Below are 19,179 nucleotides of genomic sequence, written 5' to 3' on the forward strand. Positions count from 1 at the left end.
CGGGGTCGATCCGCGCAGAGTCTATGGTTTCGCGGCGCCGCGTGGCCCGCGCGAGCCCGGGTGTTCGCAGGAGTCGTAGACCTCACCGATCGACGCGGCCATCCCGGCCCGGGTCGGCCAGGTCACGGGCAACCGGGGCCGCTGGGCGGGTACGGCGCCCTGCCGCGCGATCGCGGCGGCCACCTGCGCGGGTGCGTCCGGGTCTGCCAGGCACGCCGCCGGCAGGATCTCGGGGTTGCCGCCGACCGGGCTGGCGACGACGCCCACCCCGGCCCCGACGGCGTCCAGCAGGGTGTAGGAGCAGTTCTCCCAGACCGAGAGCTGGGCGACGACGTCGCACATGGCGAGCGCGATGGCAGGATCGACGAAGCCGGGCAGGTCCACCCGGTCGGCGATGCCGAGACGCGTGGCCAGAGCCCGCAGGGACCCCTCCAGCTCGCCGTCACCGGCCACCGTCAGGTGCGCCCCCGGGTGATCCCGCAACAGAAGAGCGAACGCGTGCAGGAGTGCTTCGATCCGTTTCTCCGGCGCAAGGCGGGACAGCGACAGCACCCGGGGCGCATCCGTTGCCCGGCGCTCCGTTGCTTCGGACGGCGGATCGAAACCGTTGGGAATGATGGTGATCGGGGCATCGGTGCGCCAGTTGAGGCGCATCGCGTCGGCCGTCGCACGGGAGACGGCGATCAGCCGGTCGGCGCGATGCAGTCGTGCCTGATGGGTGCGGCGCATGAGCTGCGAGCGCCACCTAGTGCCCTGGTAGACCAGGTCGTCGGCCGCGATGCCGTGCTCGGTGCTGACCCGCGTCGCACCGGAGAGCGGGGTGAGCGCGGCCACGATGTCGGCGTACGCCAGGTGGGTATGCACGATCGCGGGCCGCAGGGTCTCGCAGGTGTGTCGCAGGGTCTGAATCGACGCGCGCAGCCCGGCGTCGGGGCCGAAGGCCGCGGCGACGACCGGGACCCCCGCCTCCTGCAGCCGCGTCACGAGCGGACCGGGCGGACAGAGCACCGCGACCCGCCAGCCGGGGACACCCGCGGTGAGCGCGTCGAGGGTGTGCCGGGCGACCCCGGCCAGATTGGCGACCGGCAGCACCCAGAGCGCCAGCGGTGGGAGACTCAGAACCATGCCTCGAGGCGGTCGAGCGCCACCCAGAACCCCTCGCCGCCCCCGACGTGGCCCTGCCAGATCTCGGGGATGAAGCCGGCCCGCGGAGCGAGCTGGTCGAGCTGGGTCGCCAGCGCCGCGAAGTCGACCTCTCCGTCGGCGACCTGCACTCCCTCCCCGTCGACGCCGGTGGCATCGACGATGTGCAGATGCTCGGTGTGCGGACCGAGGAGGTCGACGTACTCGCTGAACGGGCGACCGGCGAAGTTCGCCGCCAGCTTGCTGTGCGAGATGTCGAGGGTGAGCTTGCGGTCGTACCGCTCGGCGAAGGCCGCGGTGTCGCGCGCGTCGAGGAACAGGTTGTGGAACTGCTGGCCGCCCATCAGCCACGGGTAGGGCGGCAGCGTCTGCGCGGTGAGCCGCACGCCGGTCTCGTCGACCTTGGACAGCCCCTCGGCGACTCGCGCGTACATCCGCTCCCGCAGCGACGGGTCGACGTGCGCGTCCGCGGTGAACCCGCCGAGCGTCGCCACGATGAGCGGGTCCTGCGCGCAGGTGAAGTGGGGCCGCAGTGACCGGGTGATGTCCACGACGCGCTGCAGCTCGGTGATCGAACGCTCCCAGATCGCCGGGTCCTCGCTCGCGAGGTCGAGGATGAAGTCGCCGCTGAAGAGGTCGGGGGTGTGGGTGGTGAACGCGTACGGTGCGGGCGCCGCGTCGGCGGGGAAGATCTGCGACAGGTCGAGGTCGAGATCCTTGTAACTGAAGTGGAATTCGACGAAATCGGCGTTCGAGTCGCGCACCAGCGAACGGAAGTCGTGGTAGCGCACCGGCAGCCCCCAGGGACGCCGGAAGGAGAACGTACGCCGGTCGATCTGCGCGGTGCCGAGGTCACCGTCGTAGAAGAAGTCGCCCTCGTCGATGTCGCGCCGGGACACCCGGCCGACCAGCTGCGGCAGCACGTTCGGCTGCAGGCCCCTGCCCGGGCTCTTGATCGTGACGTCGGTGGCGGCGATGGTGTCGCCGGTCGCGATCGCCCGGGTGGCGACCAGGCTCTTGGCCAGATTGACCCGGTTCATCATCTCCCCGGTCGACACCTCGCGGGGTGCGGCGCTGCCGAGCGCCTCCTCGACCTCGCGGATCCGCGCGACCATCTGCGCGAACTCCCCCGGCAGCAGCGAGACCTTGTGGTCGTTGCCCTCCAGGGACCGGTCGAGGGTGAAGTGCTTCTCCACGATGTGCGCACCGCGCGCGACCGCCGCGATGGGCACGTGGAAGCCGCGCTCGTGCCCGGAGTAGCCCACGACGCACTGTCCGATCTGCGCGAGGCGGTCCATGTAGGCGAGGTTGACGTCCTTGAACGGTGCCGGGTACGTCGACTGGCAGTGCAGCAGCGCGAAACTCGCACCGGTGGACCGCACCAGCGCGGCGCTCTCGCGGATCTCGTCCTCCCGGGACATGCCGGTCGAGAGCACCAGCGGCAGTCCGTAGCCGGCCGCCTCGCGCAGCAGGGCGTGGTTGGTCAGGTCGGCCGAGGCGATCTTGAGCGCCGGGATGCCGTAGTCGGCAAGGGCTTTCACGCTCGGGCTGTCCCACGGCGTGCACATGACATCGATGCCGCGGTCGCGGCAATGGTCGAAGACGACGCTCAGCCGGTCGAAGTCGAGCGCGAACTTGGCCAGCAGGTCGAGGGTGTACTGCGCGCCGAGATCCTCGCCTGCCGTCGAGCCCTGGGGACCGCGGTAGAGCGCGGCCATGTCGCGCAGCTGGAACTTCACCGCGTCCGCGCCCGCGTCGGCGGCGAGGTCGACCAGTCGCCGGGCCAGGTCGATCGACCCCTGGTGGTTGTTGCCGATCTCGGCGATGAGGAACGCCGGGTGGCCCGGGCCGATGGCGTGGGCGCCGATCCGCAGCTCGTCGTCGCGGTCGATGGCGATGGCGACCATCCGGTGCTGCTCGTCCACGAGCGGCACGTGCGTGACACCGGGCCGGAAGGCAGAGCGCAACGACGCGGTCGGCGTACCGAATCGGCCGCTCGCGACGTTCCGGTGGGCCGCTCGGACGGCCGGCGTCTGGAGGTCGGCATCGGGCGTGGCCACGATCCAGCGCCGGAAGTCGCCGTCGGACAGCGACCCCTCGAGGTGCCCCTGCTGGCCGACGCAGAAGACGATGCGTTCCTTGTTGTCGCTGATCTTGCCTAGCGCGCGCACGATCGGGTCCTCGGAGAAGACGATGTACGGCGCGATGTTGCGTTCGATGATCATGCGGATTCACCTGGTGTCGAATGACGTTCGGCAAGGCGGCGCATCTCGTGCGCGGCCAGGCGCAGATCGTGCTCGGTGTCGATGTCGATGCCCTCCACCTCGTCCATCACGAACAGCTCGATGCGACCGCCGAGCCGGTTGTCGCACTCCTCGTAGACCCACGGGCGGGTCAGGTAGAGGGACCCCGTCTCGCGGTAGCGCAACTGCCCGGACGTGAGGTCCTGGCGCCGGGGACGCGCCGTCACGTCGTAGTCCGCGCGCGGCGGCTGCCCGTCCTGTGCCTGCCACCAGAAGAACGGTGCGAACGGCACCACCCCGACCAGGGAGTCGGCGCCCGAGGTCTCGAAGTGCGTCATCGCCCGCTCGAGCGTGCCGGGCAGCCGCAGCGGTGAGGTCGCCTGCAGCAACATCACCGCGTCGGGCGCGCGACCCTCCCGCGCGCGATGCGCGATCGCATGACGGACCACCGGTTCGGTCGGGGTGTCGTCCCGCGCCAGCTCGGGAGGCCGTAGGAAGGGCACGTCGGCGCCCGCCTCGCGGGCGACCTCGGCGATGCGCTCGTCGTCGGTGGAGACCAGCACGTCGAGACCTGGTGTGTTCAGGGCCTGTTCGATGGTCCACACGACCAGCGGGCGGCCCTCGATCTCGCGCAGGTTCTTGCCCGGGACCCCCTTCGAGCCGCCGCGTACCGGGATCACACAGAGGGTGTTCACCTGCCGGTCCTTCCACTGACGTCGATGACGGCCGCTCGGATCGCGGCCGCGGGGTCGGTGCCGTGCGCGCCCATCGACGGCGCCGGGGTGGGTTCGCCGCCCCAGGGACGCATGTCGTAGCGCGCCCAGAACTGCTCGAGCCAGCGCGGTGGGTGGGGATAGTGGACGAAGGCGGGCACGCCGCGCGCCGCGGCCTCCAGCACGCCGGTGGAGAACGCCGCCGCGACCGGACCGTCGTGCTGGCGCAGTGGTGCGCCGCTGCGGTCGAGGCGGATTCCGCGGCGTTCCCAGACTCGATGCTGGGAGCGGGAGAGCCGGTCGGTCTCGGACGGGTGCGGGCGGTAGGTCGCTCCGGTGTCGCGGCAGAAGCTGTACGCCGCCTGGGCCAGGCCACGGCGTGGCAGCTCGGCTCCGTGCAGCTGACCCAGATAGGTCGGGGGAGCCTCGCGCGATGCCGTGTCGGCAGGCTCGAGCGCAGCCGCCGCCAAGAGCTGCGACCCGACCACCTGCGCGGTCGCGTCGTCGCGCCCGTCGGTCCAGAAGTCGGCGTCCGCCGCCGACCACGCGAGGGCGTGGGCGTGCGGCGGCAGCGGCGGCTGATACGGGGTGAGGAGTCCGTGCTGCAGCACCAGCTGCGCGCGGCCGGACCGCTCGGCGAACGCGTGCACGATCGACCCGGCAGCGAGGTAGTGGCCGTAGGAGAGGACGGCGCGTACGTCGGGCAGCAGGCCGGGCAGGTCCGCCTCGGAGACGTGGCGCGCAACGCGTTCTCCCGCGATCACTCCCGGCACGGGGCGCTGGGTCAGCACCGCGACGGGCAGGTCGGCCAGCGGGTCGAGCAGCCACTGCCTCTTGGGTCCGTCGGTGACGTCCAGCGCGACCAGCACCCGCGGGCTCGCGTCACGCGGCAGGTCGAGCACGAACGGGGAGGGCGCGCTCGGGCGGCGCACCCGCTCGGCGGCCCGGCGCATCCGGTGCCGGGAGTCCTGCCAGTCCTGCCAGGCGGTCAGGTCGCGCGGATGGATCAGGCCCATAGCGACTCCAGCACCGCGACGCGGTGGTCGAACGTGTGCTGCGCGAGCGTGCGGGCTCGGCCGCGGGCGCGGACGCCGTCGGCCCAGCGCGGCTCGCGCACGCACCGCTCGGCCAGCTCGGCCAGCTCCTCGAGGGCGGTGAAGACGAGCAGTTCGCCCGCGGCCCCGTCCACGTCGTAGAGGTCGCTCACGTCGGGCCGGTCGATCAGCTGCACGGCGCCGACGCCTGCCGCCTCGAAGGTGCGCATGGTGAAGCCATCCTGATCGCCGTGCAGGTTGAGGGTCGCGGCGGACCCCGCCATCACGCCGTACGCCTCCGAGCGGGACAGCTCACCGGCGCTGTCGACGCGGGCGGCGCGCAGCGTGTGGGTGTGCAGCCGGTCACCGAGCCCACGGGACCAGTCGCGCCCGTACGCGCGCACGGGCACCCCGGCGTCGTGAACGCGCTCCAGCGCCGACTCGCGCTCGGGGTAACGAGCTCCGATGAAGGTGACGACCGGCTCGGGGAGGGGCGTGTACGCGACCCGCCGGTCGAACGCCAGCGGCAGGTGGGTGGCGCCCAGGGCGCGAGCGTCGGTGCAGCTGTACGTCGCGAGCGGGCCGATCCGTGCCAGCGTCTCGGCCGTGTAGCGGGTCCGACGCACCTCGTCGTAGAGCCACGTGACCCGGGGCAGGCGCCGGTCGTCGAGCAGATCCCAGAAGGCGTCCTGCAGCAGGTCGCCCTTGACCACGACCACGACCTCCGGCGCGTGCTCACGCACCGCGTCGACGGCGCGGTCGGTCAGCTGGGTGCGCAGCCGGGCGGGCGTGACCGCATCGGGCAGGTCGTGCAGCAGTTTGTTCGCGACCTTGCCGGGCAGGCTCGGCGGCGCGTCGTAGACGTGGGTTTCCACGGTGTGCCCGCGCTGCTCGAGGGCGGCGGCGATGGCCTGCCAGTAGTCGTGGAACCCGGGGCTGACCAGCAGCACGCGGCGAGCCGTCACGATGTCAGCCCCCGATCCCGCAGCTCGTCCAGCGCCGCGTCCCAGGCGTCGGCCCGCGCGCCCGGCTGCTCCCAGGAGGTCCGGACGAAGTCCGCGACGGCGTCCGCGGCGTTCCAGCGCGGCGCGGGCGCTCCAAGGGCGAGTCCCCTGGTGAGGTCCGCGCAGGCATCACGGATGTCACCGGCGCGGTGCACGTCGACGTGCACGACGTCGACCTGCGGGCCCGGGGACGCGCCGACCGCATGGTCGGCGAGCTCGCGAAGCGTCGTACGAACACCGCTGCCGCTGTTGAGGATCCGGGGACCGTCCGCAATCGGTGCCGGGTTCGCGATCGCCCAGGTGATCAGCGCCGTCAGGTCGGTGACGTGCACGAAGTCGCGAGTCTGCGAACCGTCGCCGTAGACCGGGATCGCGCGGCCCTCCTTGAGGCAGGCGAGGAACGCCGCGAGCACCCCGGTGTAGGGGTTGTGCAGGGCCTGGCCCGCGCCGATCACGTTCTGCGGCCGGAGCACCGTGGCCGACCCGTGACCACCGAGCTCCTCGGCGATCACCCGCTCGCCCTCGGACTTGGTCTCGCCGTAGACCGACACCGGTGCGTGCGGGTCGTCCTCGTGGGAGGCCGCGGCCCGCGACCCCGGACGGACGACGCCGTCGTACGTGCGGGTGCCGTCGGCCTCGATGCGCGCACCCTCGCCGTAGACGGCACGGGAGCTGAGCGCGACCAGGGGTACGCCGCGGCGCGCGGCCTCGCGGCCCGCCAGGCGGGTGCCCTCGATGTTGACCTGGCGGTAGCGGTCCTGCTGGTACATCGACTGCCCGGTGCCGGTCTCGGCGGCGAGGTGGACGACGACGTCGGCGTCACCGCAGCGGGCCCAGGCGTCGGTGTCACATACTTCGCCCACCACGACCTGGCCGGGGAAACCGGCGCGCGCACTCTCCGGGTCGCGGTGCACCTGGGGGCTCAGCAGATCCAGCGCGACGAGGTCGTGGCCCTGCGCGCGCAGCCTGCTCGCCAGGTGGCGGCCGATGAAACCGGCGCCACCGGTGATCAGCGCTCGCATGACAGATCCTGCTCCGTGACGATGAGGGCCCCGGCGGGGGATGGCGGTGGGGCGAGGGAGGGTCCGGCGCCCCGCCCCTGGATGAGGCGCAGCTCCTCGCGCAGTACGTCGACCGGCCGCACCGGTCGCCGCAGTGCCCGGCGGGAGACGTTGGCGCACAGGTTAACCGCGCTCGCACCCGTGAGGGCGATCTGCAGACGGCGCAGTCCGCCCCAGGTGCGTGCGTACTGCAGACGGGACGCGACCAGCCACTGGCGGCTCCGCGCCGGATCGGACGACCCGCCACCGCGGTGCACGACGGTCACCGTGCCCAGCACGACGGACGGCACGCCGAGGGTCCGCAGCCGCCGCTGCAGGTCGACCTCCTCGGCGTTCATGAAGTAGCGCTCGTCGAAGCCACCCGCCTCGCGGAACGGCGCGACCGGCAGCAGCAGGGCGGCGCCGACCACCCAGTCGACGGGCACCACGGTGTCGCCCACCGCACGGGTGTCGTGGCCCACCGCTTCGTGCAGCCGTGGCCGGTGCCGGAATCGGGCCAACGGCGTGAGCCACTCGGTGACCTGGTGGCCGATCGTGGGGAAGTGGCGACCGACCCACTCGGGCCGACCGTCGAGGGTGGTCACCTGGGGGCTCGCGACGACGGGCTGCCAGGGCGCGGCTGCGCCGATCAGGTCGGCGACGAACGTGGGCCCGACCTGCAGATCGCTGTTGAGGACCAGGGCCAGCTCGGTGCGCACCCGCGCCATCCCGGTGTTGACCGCCGCCCCGAACCCGCCGTTCACCGCCCGGCGTACGACGTCCGCGCCCGCCATCGGGGCCAACGGCTCGGGAGAGGCGTCGTCGACCACCACGATCGAGTCCGCTTGGTCGAGCAGGGACGCGACGAGGTCGCGGGTCGGTGCAGGATCGCCGTAGTGGGGTACGACGACCGTGACGTGCTCGCTCACTCCCCACCCGCCAGGGCGCGCGCGGGCACTCCGGCCACGACGGCGCCCGGCGGGACGTCGCGGGTGACGACCGCGCCGGCCGCGACGGTGGCGCCGTCACCGATGCTGACGCCGCCCAGCACGATGGCCCGTTGCCCGATGAAGACGTGGTCGCCGATGCGCACCGGCCCGCTGTGCACGATCTCGTGCCGCCCGTCGCGCCCGTGATCGGTGGTCGCGACGAACACCCCGTCCGCCAGCACGCACTCGACACCGATCTCGAGGGGATCCGCCGCGTGCAGGTGCACGTCGTGCCCAAGGTAGGTGCCGTCGCCGATGCGCAGCGAGCCGCCGTCCTCGGTCTGCAGCCATGCACCCGGGTAGACCGCCACGCGCTCGCCGAGGCTGATCCGCTCGACCCCGCGCAGGATGCGCGGCGCCACCACGACGCTGCCGGCGCCGAGAGCGGCGAACGCGCGCCGGTAGAGGGTCGTCGTGACCGCCCGGCCGAGGTGCCAGCGCACCGAGGGGCGCGCCTCGGTCAGGCGGCGGGCGAGGCTCACAGATGCGCTTTCGGTCGTCGTCGGCTCCGGGATCCGGTCGGCCAGGGCTCATTCTGCCGTCTGGGCCGCGCGCACCGTACGATCGGCGCTCGTGAATCTCAGCGCTGCCGACGGCACCGTCCGTCCCGTCCGCCGGATCGTCGTGGCGCCGCACATGGACGACGAGTCGCTGGGCTGCGGCGGCCTGTTGGCCAAGCATCCGGACGACAGTCTCGTGGTCGTCGTCGCCGACAGTGGCGAGGTGCGGGCGACGGAGCACGAGGCCGCCCTGGCCGCGCTCGGAGTGGGCGACTCGGTGCGGCTCGGGTTCCCGGACGGGCACGTCGGCGACGACCCCCAGGCACTCGTGCAGGCGCTGGACGAGGTCTTCGAGACCCACCGCCCGCAAGAGGTCTACCTGCCCTACCCGTCGCTGCACCAGGACCACATCGCGGCGTACGAGGCCGGGATGCGCGCCTGCCGGGCGTCGATGAGCGTCACGCACTTCTTCCCACCGTCGGTCTTCGTCTACGACATCGCGGCGTACGACGTGAACCTCTATCAGGCCGAATTGCGCTGGAACGTCTTCGAATCCCTGCAGGAGGAGCAGATCGACGCGAAGGTCGCGGCCTGCCGCGCGTACGCCACGGAGATCCCGGATGAAGTGCACGCGATGACCGGTCTGAAGGAGATGGCCGTCGCGCTCGGGCACGCGCGCCTGGTCCGGTACGCCGAGCAGTACGCGCTCGTGCGGAGCATCCGCCCGTGATCGTCGCGATCCACCAACCGGACCTGCTGCCCTACTCCGGTTTCTGGTTCAAGATGCTGACCAGCGACGTCTTCGTGATCGCCCAGCACGATCAGTTCCAGAAGCACGGTTACCAGCGTCGGGTCACCATGCGCGACGCGTGGTGCTCCCATCAGCTGGAGGGCAAGCCGTCGCTGGTGCCGATCACCGCCGTGCGGGTGCTGCCCGGCTGGCAGGACCGACTGATCGGGATCGTCCGGGGCCGCTACACCGGTGCCCGGCACTGGAAGGCGCGCGGACTGCCGCTGCTGGAGCAGATCGCGGCCTGCACCGGTGACACCCTGGCCGAGGTCAACCTGTCGATGATCCACGTCCTGCGCGGTGTGCTCGACATCCGTACGCCGCTGGCGTTCACCTACCCGCCCGTCGCCTCGGGCGTGCCCCGGCTGATCGAGCAGGTGCAGGCGGTCGGCGGCACGGCGTACCTGTCCGGCGCGGGGGCGACGGCGTACATGGGCGACGAGGCGACCGCGACGTTCGCCGACGCGGGCATCGACCTGCGCTGGTCACATCACGCGATCACTTCGGGCGACTCGGTGCTCACCGTCCTGATGGACCACGACGACCCCCTCGAGGTCATCTCCCGCACCGAGTGACCGGTCGGCGGCGGGCCGCTCGCCGAGAGCCCCGCGTCAGTTCTCGCGGACCGTCGCCCGGAGCCAGAGGGTGACCCCCGGAAGCCGGCGCACCGGCAGGTGCCGCTCGAGCTTGACGATGGTGGAGAGCGCGGCGTTGACGAACGGCGACGGGTTGTCCAGGTCGCTGCCCGAACTCGATCGACGGCGCAGTTTGACCGCGGGCCGCAGCAGCACCATCCACGACCAGCACTCGACGACGTCCATGCCGTTGCGTTCGAAGAGCGAGCGCAACGTCTCCTGGGTATAGCGGCGGACGTGGTCGACCGCGACATCGTGGGCGGACCAGAGCTTGGGGTCGCAAGGCACGGCGATGATCGCCTGACCCCCCGGGCGCAGCACGCGCCGGATCTCGCGCACCGCGGCGTCGTCGTCCGGAATGTGTTCGAGGACGTCCAGCGCCGTCACCAGGTCGAGCGAGTCGGTCGCGAGCGGGAAGCGGGTCGCGTCGGCGCGCAGCACGTCCAGCCCGCGCGAATGGGCGACCTCGGCGCCGTCCGCGCCGTACTCCACCGCGGCGGCGCGCCAGCCGTTCTCGACGAGCACCCGGGTGTTGCCGCCGCCGGCCGCGCCGATGTCACAGACCAGTCCGGGGGTCATTCCCTCGATGAGACCCGCGAGGATGTGCCGGCGCTCGGCGTACCACCAGTGCCAGTCTTCGACCAACGTGAGCTTGCGTACCTCATGCCCTTGCATGGGCCGTGACTCTACGGCGTGCTGCGGGACCGTCCTCACAGGTTGCTCAGTCCGGCAGCGTCGACCGCCGGTGATGCGGCGACCGGGTCGATGGGGCGCCCTGATGCCGTCCCCAACGCATAGCATCGGCGCCCATGACCGTGGATCCCCGGGCCGTCCTGCTCGATCTGCAGATGCGTCACCACGCCGCGCAGCTCTCGACGGCCCTGGACGGCCGCGGCCGCAGCGCCCGGGCACTGGACGACCTCTTCCACGCCATCGTCGAGGCTCTGGAACCGGAGCTCTTCCTCGAGGTGGGCGCGTTCGAGGCGTCCGCCTCCCACCGCGTGCGGGCCGCTCTCCCGCAGTGTCGCGTCGTGGCGTTCGAGGCATCGCCGGTCAACTACGAGCACCACCGCGGCGTGACCGACTTCGACGGCGCGGGGATCGAGTACCTGCACTACGCGGTCTGCGATCGGGTCGGCACGACGACGATCCTGCTGAACCTCGAGCATCCCGACGCCGAGCCGCGCCCTGTCGGCTGGACGTCGATGCTGCGGCACCGCGGGTTCGAGCACGTCCGCAGCGTCGAGGTCCCGGCGACCACCCTCGACGACGTCGTGCCAGGGACCGGGGGTCCGATCGCGCTCTGGGTCGATGTGGAGGGCGCGGCCGGTCTGGTGCTCGACGGCGCCGCCCACACCCTCCCGCGCGTCGACGTCCTCAAGATCGAGGTCGAGGACCTGCCCAGCTGGGAGGGACAGACGATCAGCCTGGACATCACCGCCCGGCTGCTGGAGGCCGGCCTCTACGCCGTCGCACGCGATGTGGAGTACTCCACCCAGCACAACGTGGTCTTCCTCAGCGAGCGTGCGCTGCGCAGCCATCAGGTCCAGCGCCGCCTCGATCTGCACCTCTACGACGTGTCGCACCGGCTCTCCCGGGAGCCGCACCCGCTACGCCGTTCGGAGCGGTTGCGGGGACTCGCGCGGCCGGTGCGCCGGCTCGTCCACCCTGCCCGGAGCCCCCGCGGACGCCGATGACGTCCGGCGAGCTGCCCTGAGCAGCGCCGGTTCAGGTCGTTCGGGTCCGGTCGATCAGGCCGCGCGGGCCGTGTAGTAGAGCCAGACAGCGCGGTCGTCGCGCTCGACGGCGTCGCCCGCCAGGTCGAACGTCGCGACGTCGGCGAAGCCGGCCGCCCGTAGCTGGTTGCGCGACTCGTCGGCGCCCACGTAGTAGGTGAGCATCGAGTAGTCGTGCGCGTCGTCGTTGACGATCGCCCAGGTGGGCCGGATGGTCTCGTGGGGTCGCAGACGGCGTCGGTTCGCTCGGGCCCGCCACGCGGCGTAGCAACGGCGGGCGGTCGCCCGGCCCGGCCGCGGGCGCCCCTGCCACGGCAGCAGGTGGAATCTGCGGTAGTCGCGATTGTGGCTGGACAGGAGCAGCAGGCCACCGTGGCGCAGCACCCGGCGCATCTCCCGCAGCGCGATCGCGCGGTCCTCGTGACCGATGTAGTCCAGGCCGTTGAAGGAGAAGACGACCGTGTCGAAGGAGCCGTCGTCGAAGCGGCTGAGGTCCCGCACGTCGGCCTCCTCGATCCGGTGGTCGGGGAAGCGGGCAGCCGTCGCGGCGGCCAGCCCGGGGGAGTAGTCGAGCCCGACGTACTCCCGTGCCGGCGGCGCGAGATGACCCGTTGTCCGTCCACCGCCCACGCCGATGTCCAGCACCGCGCGCCCCGCGAGGTCGGCCTCGTACGCGCCGAAGAGCACCTTCTCGGCCGGGTGCAGGTGCCCCAGGCGCGGGTAGTGGCGCACGGCGTCGGCACCGGCGTATGACGCCTGGTTCGCGCGGTCCTGGACGTCCGGGTGGGCGTGCGGCATGGATGGGACCTCTCGTACGGGGGATGAGCGCGACGGAAGTCTAGGTTCATCCTCGGCCGCGGCGGTGTCGGCCGCCCGGCCCATTTCGCCTACGGTGTGCACCGTGTCGACGACGTCCTCCGATACCCCCGGGCAGCCGGATCTGCTCCTCTTCGTCTGCGACGGCAACCTGGCACGATCGCCGGCCGCGGAGCTGATCTCGCGGCACCGGTCCGCCGTCGACGGGCCGTGGCGGTTCGCCAGTTGCGGCATCCGAGCGGTGCGCAGCGACCGGGTGCTGCGCGAGGTGGAGCGACGACTGGCCGTCATGGAGGTGCCGGCGGGGGGCTTCCACTCCCGCCAGGCCACCCCGGCCATCCTCGGTGAGGCCCGCCTGATCCTCACGGCCGGCCGACTGCAGAACGACTGGATCGTGGACGAGACGCCGTTCCTCTATCGCCGGACCTACACGATCCGGCAGGCCGCGCGGCTGTTACGGGACTTGCCGCAGGGCGGCGAGCCCCTCGAGCACCTCGCGCGGACGAAGGACCGGCTCACCGACGACGACGAGGTCGAGGACCCGATCCGCAAGGGCGTGGCAGCGGCGGGGGAGGTCGTGGACCAGATCGACGAGGCCCTGCGCGTCATCCTGCCCGCGCTGGGGGCGATGACCCGCCGCGCGGGCTGAGCCTGCCGACCGGCAGCCGGACACCCGAGGCGGGCTGTCAGCCCGGCCCGGCACAATGGCTGGGTGAAAGCACTGCTGCTGGAGAACATCCACCCCCTCGCCGTCTCGCTGCTGCAGGAATCGGGCATCGAGGTGCAGTCCCACGCGGGCGCGATGGACGAGGAGGAGTTGATCGCCGCTCTCGACGGGGTCGATCTGCTGGGCATCCGGTCCAAGACCGAGGTCACCGAGCGGGTGCTGCAGTCCGCTACCCAGCTGCAGGCGATCGGCGCCTTCTGCATCGGCACCAACCAGGTCGCCCTGAAGGCCGCCGCCGAGCGAGGCGTGGTGGTCTTCAACGCGCCGTTCTCCAACACCCGCAGCGTGGTCGAGCTGGTCATCGGCGAGATCATCGCGATGGCGCGCCGCCTCACCGAGAAGGACGGTGACCTGCACGCGGGCACCTGGAACAAGGACGCCACGGGCAGTCACGAGATCCGCGGCCGCAGCATCGGGATCGTCGGCTACGGCAACATCGGCAGCCAGCTGTCGGTGGTGGCCGAGATGCTGGGTCTGCGGGTGTTCTTCTACGACACCGAGGACAAGTTGGCGCTCGGCAACGCGCACCGCTGCGAGAGCCTGGAGGAGCTGCTCCAGGTCGCCGAGGTGGTGACCCTGCACGTCGACGGACGGTCCGGCAACGCGGGCTTCTTCGGTGCCGAGCAGTTCGGTCGGATGCGACCGCGCGCGCTCTTCCTCAATCTCTCGCGTGGGTTCGTCGTCGACTACGACGCGCTCCGTGACGGCCTGCTGTCAGGGCACATCGCCGGCGCTGCGGTCGACGTCTTCCCGACCGAGCCCAAGGTCAAGGGCGAGCGGTTCGTCTCGCCGCTGCAGGGCATTCCCAACGTCATCCTCACTCCGCACGTCGGTGGCTCCACGCAGGAGGCGCAGGAGGACATCGGGCGTTTCGTAGCGACCAAGCTGCGCGACTTCGTGCAGCGCGGCACCACGACCCTCAACGTGAATCTCCCGACCTTGACCCTGGAGGCCCGCCCGGGCGGTCACCGCGTCACGCACCTGCACGTGAACATGCCGGGGGTCCTCGCCAAGGTCAACAGCATCCTGGCCGCGCACGGGGTCAACATCGAGGGCCAGATGCTGAGCACGCTCGGCGACAACGGCTACGTGGTCACCGACGTCAACGACATCCCGCACGCCGTCGTCGAGGAGTTGGCGGGCCTGCCGGAGACCATCCGGCTGCGCGTCATCTGAGCCTCGCCGCCGCAGCGGCGACGCTGACACAGTTCCGGTCAAGGGACACAGGTCGGCCTGTGTCCCTCGGACCTACCTGCGTCACGGTCTTCAGCGAGCTCAGCGAGCTCAGCGAGTTCAGTGAACGACCGGGCATCCCGTGGGCGCGGCGTCCTCGGGGTCCAAGGCTGCGGCTGCACCGCGCTTGTCCGCGCCGGCGCGCGGCGTACGCCGGGTGACGCCCAACCGGAAACCCCGCGGCATCAGGGTCAGCCGCTCGGCGATCTCCAGGTCGTACGACGGGTCCGGCGCGAGGTCGTAGCGGTGCACCAGCCGTGCCAGCGCCAGCACCGATTCGTGCAGCGCGAACTGCCGCCCGATGCACGCTCGGTCGCCCACGCCGAACGGCAGGTAGGAGTGGGCGGGACGTTCGCGCACCTTCGCCGGCAGGAAGTGATCCGGGTCGTAGGAATCGGCGTCCGCACCCCAGACGTTCGGGTCGCGGTGCACGGCTGTGAGCATGACCAGCACCCAGTCGTCCTGCTGCATCGTCCACCGGCCCCCGACGGTCTCGGTGCCGTGCCGCGGCCCGCGCGCGAAGCCCGGCGCGGTCGGCCACAGCCGCAGCGCCTCGTCCAGGCAGCGGCGGATGTAGCGGAACTTCGGCACCTGCTCGAAGGTGGGCACGGCATCGGGATCGGCGCTGAGGATCGTGTCGGCCTCCTCCTGCGCTCGCCGCATCACCTCGCGGTCGCGGCTCATGTAGTAGAGCGCGAACGACAAGGCGCCCGACGTGGTCTCGTGGCCCGCGACCAGGAAGGTGTTGATCTGGTAGCGCACGTTGGTCAGGTTGAGCGCCTCACCGGTATCCGGGTGGCGCGAGTTGAGCATCAGCCCCAGCAGGTCGCCGGTGCTGCGGTCGCCGCTCGCCCGGCGGGCGGTGATGATGTCGTCGAGCACGCTGTCGACGTACGCGCGCCGCTCGTCGTACACCTTGCGGCCGCGCCGCATCAGCAACCGGCCCCCGGGCACCGCCGTGAGGAACGCGCGCCGTTGACCTCCGGCCAGCGCGGTGATCATGGCGGTGACGAACGGGTGCTGCTCGGTGCTGGTGAACGACCCGAAGTCGGTGCTGAACGACGTCCGGCCGATGGTCTCCAGCGTCATCTTCGTCAGGGCCGGCGACACATCGACGGGCGTCGTCTCCTCGTCCCAGGCCGAGATCAGTTCCGAGCACACGGCATTCATCGTGTCGTGGTAGCCGCGCATCGAGGCGCGGGTGAACGCCGGCAGCAGCAGATCATGGGCCAGCGCCCAGTTCGGCTCCTCGGTGTACGCGGTGAACAGCCCGTCGCCCGCTACTTCGCGCAGCGCCTTGACGCCAGGTGCCAGGGTCTTCTGGAAGCGGCGCTCGTCGCTCAGTTCGGCGGCCAGCGCGGCGTCGGTGGTGAGCACGAACTTCATCCCGAAGGTGCGCAGCTCGAAGAGGGGCCCCATGCCCTTCGACAGGTGCAGCATCTTCTGCACGGGTCCGCCACCCGGAGCGCGCATCACGGTGGCGACATCGCCGAGGACGCGGTGGCGGCCGGGAGGATGCGGTAGCTCGGTATGGGCGAAATTCGCGGTCATCCTGGTCTCTTCCGGACGCTCGGGTGAATGCCGCCACTGTAAGGCACATCACACGACAGGTGTAGTGCTCGGGGCCCTCACCTGGCCCCGTCCGACGCCACCGTGCCCGGTTAAAGTGGGCGGCAGGCTCAGCCCGCATCCGTCCACGCACCGATCCCTGGGAGTCCAGCCTCACGTGGCACAACCAGACAGCGCGCACGACCAGCCGTCGCCGGAGCACCAGCGCGACCTCGAACGGTGGCGCACGACGTACGACCTGCTCGTGGCCGCCGCCGAGCGGGACGTCACAGCGCAGGCTCGCTGGGCCGCCGAGGACCGGCACCGCGGCGACCGGTGCGCCGAACTGCGGCAGATACTCCAGGAGTTGACGCTCGGACGCGACGTGCGTGCCTTCGCTGCGGCCGTCGCCGCATGGAGTGTCCGTCCGGGGCCCTTCGCGCCGTTCGTGCCCTCCGGGCCGGCATGGCTGCAGCAGGTGGTGGACGGCTGCGCGGGGCGGGAGCGCGACCTGGCCGACCTGCTCGTGGCGGTGTGCCGTACCCCGCACAGCGACGACGAGGCCGCGGCACGGATTCGGGCGCTGGAGGACCTCGCCCGTGCGGACGGTCACGCCACCGCACCCGTCCTCTCCACGCTCTCGCTCTTCTGGACGACCGACCACGATGCTCACTGGCCGGTGGCCTGGCCGCCCGCGGTGGGGTCGTTCCTCACCCTCGGCTGGATGGGCCGGCACATGACCCATGCCGAACGCTATGTCGCGTTCGCGCAGCTGTGCCGCGGCTTCGCGCCGGGCGACCCGCGAGAGGCCGAGCGGCTGATGGGCTATCTGGAGGTCGCCGGCCCGTTCGTCGGCCTGGGCAGCGGCCTGCCGCGGGCCTGCGAGGAGGCCGCCGGCCTGATGGCCGGACACCAGCCGGTGCACGGCTACCCGCAGCCCGACTCCGAGGCCCGTGCGGCAGGTCTCGCGGGCCAGTTGCGAGGTGCTGCAACGTTGCTCACCCGTTCCTTGCATCGACCCCTGGAGCAGGCCACCGGTCTGCGACTGCGCGAGACCAACCTGCAGACCCGGGTCGGCGCCACTCGCGATGCTCCCTTCCGGGCCGACCTGCACGCCACCTGGTCACTGCCCGGTGACGCGGGGGCACCGGCCCTGCGACTGTGGCTGACTCGCTCGGGGGTCGCGGTGGGGCTGCACGCGGGCTGGGGCGGGGCCGGGCACGTCGGTGTCGGCGCCGAGGACCGCCAGGCCCGGATCGCCGCTGCGGTGCAGCGCCATCTGCCATCGGGGGTCCACTTCCTCGCCGTCGATCCGACGGGCATGGCCGACCGAGTGACTCCCGCGGGCCGGGTCTACCCCGGCGGCGAGATCTTCGTGGGCCGCTGGTGGCCCCACCCGGATGCTCTCGACCGGGCGGACGTGGCGACGGAGATCGAGACGACCGCCCGCGCGGTCATCCCTCTCGTGGAGGTACTGGCCGGTCACGATCCCGCGCCGACGGGCCCGGCCGATCTGGAGCTGCTGGCCCGCCTCGAGGAGTTCCGCGCGCGCCGGCCCTACCCCACCGACCGGGACGGCTGGCACCAGGAGCAGCGCCGGTCGCTCGCCGCCCATCTGGATCCCGACGGCCTCGACGCCTTCGATCTCGCGTCCTTCCGGCGGCTGGTGACCGGTCGCGCGTACGGCTCGGTCGGGAGTCACTCCGTTCTGCAGGCAGCTCTCGCTGCTCTGGACGCACCCGGACTGGACCGGCTCGCGGGTGCGCTCAAGACCCTGCTCTGGGGCAGCGGCAGCGATGCCGAGCGGATCGACAGCGTGCTCGCCGACCCGCCGGTGCCGGGTCTCGGTGAGACGGTCGTGATGAAGCTGATGGCGGTGGCGCACCCGCGGCGCTACCTGCCCGTCTACCCGCTCGGAGGAGCCGACGGCAAGGTGGCGCTGGGCCGCGCGCTCGGCGTGGAGTTGCCCGATATCCCTGGTACGACGCGTGCTCGGCTGCACCTGACCGCGTCCGACCGGTTGCGCGCCCGGCTCGAACCCCTGCTCCCCGGCGACCCGTGGGGTCAGGTGCAGTTCGCCCGATGGCTGTTGCACCACGGCGAGGCCGCGGCCGATCCGGAGCGCGACCTCATCGCCGAGGCGGCCGCCGACCTGCTGGTCGACGAGGACTTCCTGCGGGAGGTGCACGGACTGCTGGAGGACAAGAAGCAGGTGGTCTTCTACGGGCCGCCGGGCACCGGCAAGACGTTCCTGGCCCAGCGTCTCGCCGCTGCCCTGCAACCGGATTCGGCCAAGCGGGCGGTCGTGCAATTCCACCCTTCGACGTCCTACGAGGACTTCTTCGAAGGCTTCCGGCCGCGCCTGGATGCGCAGGGCCAGATGGTCTACGAGCTGCGCAAGGGGCCGCTCGCGCTGCTCGCCGAGGCGGCCGAGGCCGATCCGACGAGTCCGCACGTGATGGTCATCGACGAGATCAACCGCGCCAACCTGCCGCGGGTGTTCGGTGAGCTGCTCTACCTGCTGGAGTACCGCTCGAGCAGCGTCCTCACGTCCTACCGTCCCGACGAGGGTTTCGAGCTGCCGCCCAACCTGCTCTTCATCGGCACGATGAACACCGCGGACCGTTCCATCGCGCTCGTCGACGCGGCCCTGCGCCGGCGCTTCCACTTCGTGCCGTTCATGCCGCACGAGGGTCCGATGGAGGGGCTGCTGCTGCGCTGGCTCACCGCGCACGGCGGACCGGTCTGGGTCGCCGAGCTGGTCGACCGGGTGAACGAGGAGCTGCGGCACGCGCTGCGCGGACCGCACCTGCAGATCGGTCACAGCCACTTCATGGTGGATCGGTTGGATGACGCTGCGCTGCAACGGATCTGGAACTACAGCATCTTCCCGTTCATCGAGGACCAGTTCTACGGCCGGGAGGATCTGCTGCGCACGTTCACGTGGGCGGCGGTGCTCGAGCGACACGGTCCGCACGGCACGGGCGCCACCGTCGGTCCCTTCCCGCTGTCGCCCTCCTGAGGACGT

Annotated in this window: 17 protein-coding genes; 6 read left to right on the plus strand and 11 right to left on the minus strand. The window is 71.6% G+C overall.

What is annotated here, in order from left to right; genetic code table 11:
* Window positions 1-21: 21 nt before the first annotated feature.
* From J4030_RS08765 to J4030_RS18490, 8 genes are read right to left on the minus strand one after another with little or no spacing between them, the layout of a single operon-like run.
* Window positions 22-1,125 (minus strand): glycosyltransferase, encoded by a 1,104-nt coding sequence (locus J4030_RS08765; protein ID WP_208048843.1) that lies wholly within the window; start codon window positions 1,123-1,125, stop codon window positions 22-24.
* Window positions 1,116-3,368: an N-acetylneuraminate synthase family protein gene (locus tag J4030_RS08770; protein WP_208048844.1), complete on the minus strand. Its 2,253-nt coding sequence runs from the start codon at window positions 3,366-3,368 to the stop codon at window positions 1,116-1,118. The genes J4030_RS08765 and J4030_RS08770 overlap by 10 nt, the downstream gene beginning before the upstream one ends.
* Entirely contained in the window at window positions 3,365-4,081 is a 717-nt protein-coding gene (locus J4030_RS08775; protein ID WP_208048845.1) for a cytidylyltransferase domain-containing protein, read from the minus strand. Before J4030_RS08775 ends, J4030_RS08770 begins: the two co-directional genes overlap by 4 nt.
* Window positions 4,078-5,115 (minus strand): RNA-binding protein, encoded by a 1,038-nt coding sequence (locus tag J4030_RS08780; protein ID WP_208048846.1) that lies wholly within the window; start codon window positions 5,113-5,115, stop codon window positions 4,078-4,080. The genes J4030_RS08775 and J4030_RS08780 overlap by 4 nt, the downstream gene beginning before the upstream one ends.
* Window positions 5,106-6,098 carry a glycosyltransferase gene (locus J4030_RS08785; RefSeq protein ID WP_208048847.1) on the minus strand — a complete coding sequence of 331 codons (993 nt, stop codon included), beginning with the start codon at window positions 6,096-6,098 and terminating at the stop codon, window positions 5,106-5,108. The genes J4030_RS08780 and J4030_RS08785 overlap by 10 nt, the downstream gene beginning before the upstream one ends.
* Window positions 6,095-7,159 (minus strand): NAD(P)-dependent oxidoreductase, encoded by a 1,065-nt coding sequence (locus J4030_RS08790; RefSeq protein ID WP_208048848.1) that lies wholly within the window; start codon window positions 7,157-7,159, stop codon window positions 6,095-6,097. The genes J4030_RS08785 and J4030_RS08790 overlap by 4 nt, the downstream gene beginning before the upstream one ends.
* Window positions 7,147-8,106, minus strand: a complete 960-nt coding sequence (locus J4030_RS08795; protein WP_208048849.1) for a glycosyltransferase family 2 protein — start codon at window positions 8,104-8,106, stop codon at window positions 7,147-7,149. The genes J4030_RS08790 and J4030_RS08795 overlap by 13 nt, the downstream gene beginning before the upstream one ends.
* Entirely contained in the window at window positions 8,103-8,648 is a 546-nt protein-coding gene (locus tag J4030_RS18490; RefSeq protein WP_208048850.1) for a DapH/DapD/GlmU-related protein, read from the minus strand. Before J4030_RS18490 ends, J4030_RS08795 begins: the two co-directional genes overlap by 4 nt.
* A gap of 91 nt (window positions 8,649-8,739) precedes the next feature.
* Between J4030_RS18490 and J4030_RS08805 the strand changes: the two genes are divergently transcribed.
* Window positions 8,740-9,396, plus strand: a complete 657-nt coding sequence (locus J4030_RS08805) for a PIG-L deacetylase family protein (RefSeq protein WP_208048851.1) — start codon at window positions 8,740-8,742, stop codon at window positions 9,394-9,396.
* On the plus strand, window positions 9,393-10,031 hold the full coding sequence (locus J4030_RS08810; protein WP_208048852.1) for a WbqC family protein: 639 nt from the start codon (window positions 9,393-9,395) through the stop codon (window positions 10,029-10,031). Before J4030_RS08805 ends, J4030_RS08810 begins: the two co-directional genes overlap by 4 nt.
* Window positions 10,032-10,067: 36 nt before the next feature.
* Here the strand turns inward: J4030_RS08810 and J4030_RS08815 are convergent, their stop codons facing one another.
* The gene (locus tag J4030_RS08815; RefSeq protein WP_208048853.1) at window positions 10,068-10,766 is read right to left on the minus strand and encodes a bifunctional 2-polyprenyl-6-hydroxyphenol methylase/3-demethylubiquinol 3-O-methyltransferase UbiG; all 699 of its coding nucleotides are present in this window, start codon (window positions 10,764-10,766) and stop codon (window positions 10,068-10,070) included.
* Window positions 10,767-10,900: 134 nt separating this feature from the next.
* Between J4030_RS08815 and J4030_RS08820 the strand changes: the two genes are divergently transcribed.
* Window positions 10,901-11,788: an FkbM family methyltransferase gene (locus J4030_RS08820; RefSeq protein WP_208048854.1), complete on the plus strand. Its 888-nt coding sequence runs from the start codon at window positions 10,901-10,903 to the stop codon at window positions 11,786-11,788.
* A 54-nt stretch (window positions 11,789-11,842) separates the two neighbouring features.
* Here the strand turns inward: J4030_RS08820 and J4030_RS08825 are convergent, their stop codons facing one another.
* Window positions 11,843-12,625, minus strand: a complete 783-nt coding sequence (locus J4030_RS08825) for a class I SAM-dependent methyltransferase (protein ID WP_208048855.1) — start codon at window positions 12,623-12,625, stop codon at window positions 11,843-11,845.
* 103 nt (window positions 12,626-12,728) lie between these two features.
* On the opposite strand from J4030_RS08825, the gene J4030_RS08830 reads away from it, so the two are divergent.
* Both J4030_RS08830 and serA read left to right on the plus strand, forming a co-directional pair.
* Complete coding sequence (locus J4030_RS08830; protein ID WP_208048856.1) at window positions 12,729-13,292, plus strand: low molecular weight phosphatase family protein; 564 nt, start codon at window positions 12,729-12,731, stop codon at window positions 13,290-13,292.
* Window positions 13,293-13,355: 63 nt separating this feature from the next.
* On the plus strand, window positions 13,356-14,546 hold the full coding sequence (gene serA / locus J4030_RS08835) for a phosphoglycerate dehydrogenase (RefSeq protein ID WP_208048857.1): 1,191 nt from the start codon (window positions 13,356-13,358) through the stop codon (window positions 14,544-14,546).
* Between the two features lie 117 nt (window positions 14,547-14,663).
* On the opposite strand, the gene J4030_RS08840 is transcribed toward serA, so the two are convergent.
* The gene (locus tag J4030_RS08840; RefSeq protein ID WP_208048858.1) at window positions 14,664-16,154 is read right to left on the minus strand and encodes a cytochrome P450; all 1,491 of its coding nucleotides are present in this window, start codon (window positions 16,152-16,154) and stop codon (window positions 14,664-14,666) included.
* Between the two features lie 175 nt (window positions 16,155-16,329).
* Between J4030_RS08840 and J4030_RS18495 the strand changes: the two genes are divergently transcribed.
* Window positions 16,330-19,173, plus strand: coding sequence for an AAA family ATPase (locus J4030_RS18495; protein ID WP_208048859.1), 2,844 nt, complete (start codon window positions 16,330-16,332; stop codon window positions 19,171-19,173).
* Window positions 19,174-19,179 lie beyond the last annotated feature (6 nt).

The organism is Allobranchiibius sp. CTAmp26 (genome assembly GCF_017565405.1).
Lineage (GTDB): Bacteria > Actinomycetota > Actinomycetes > Actinomycetales > Dermatophilaceae > Allobranchiibius.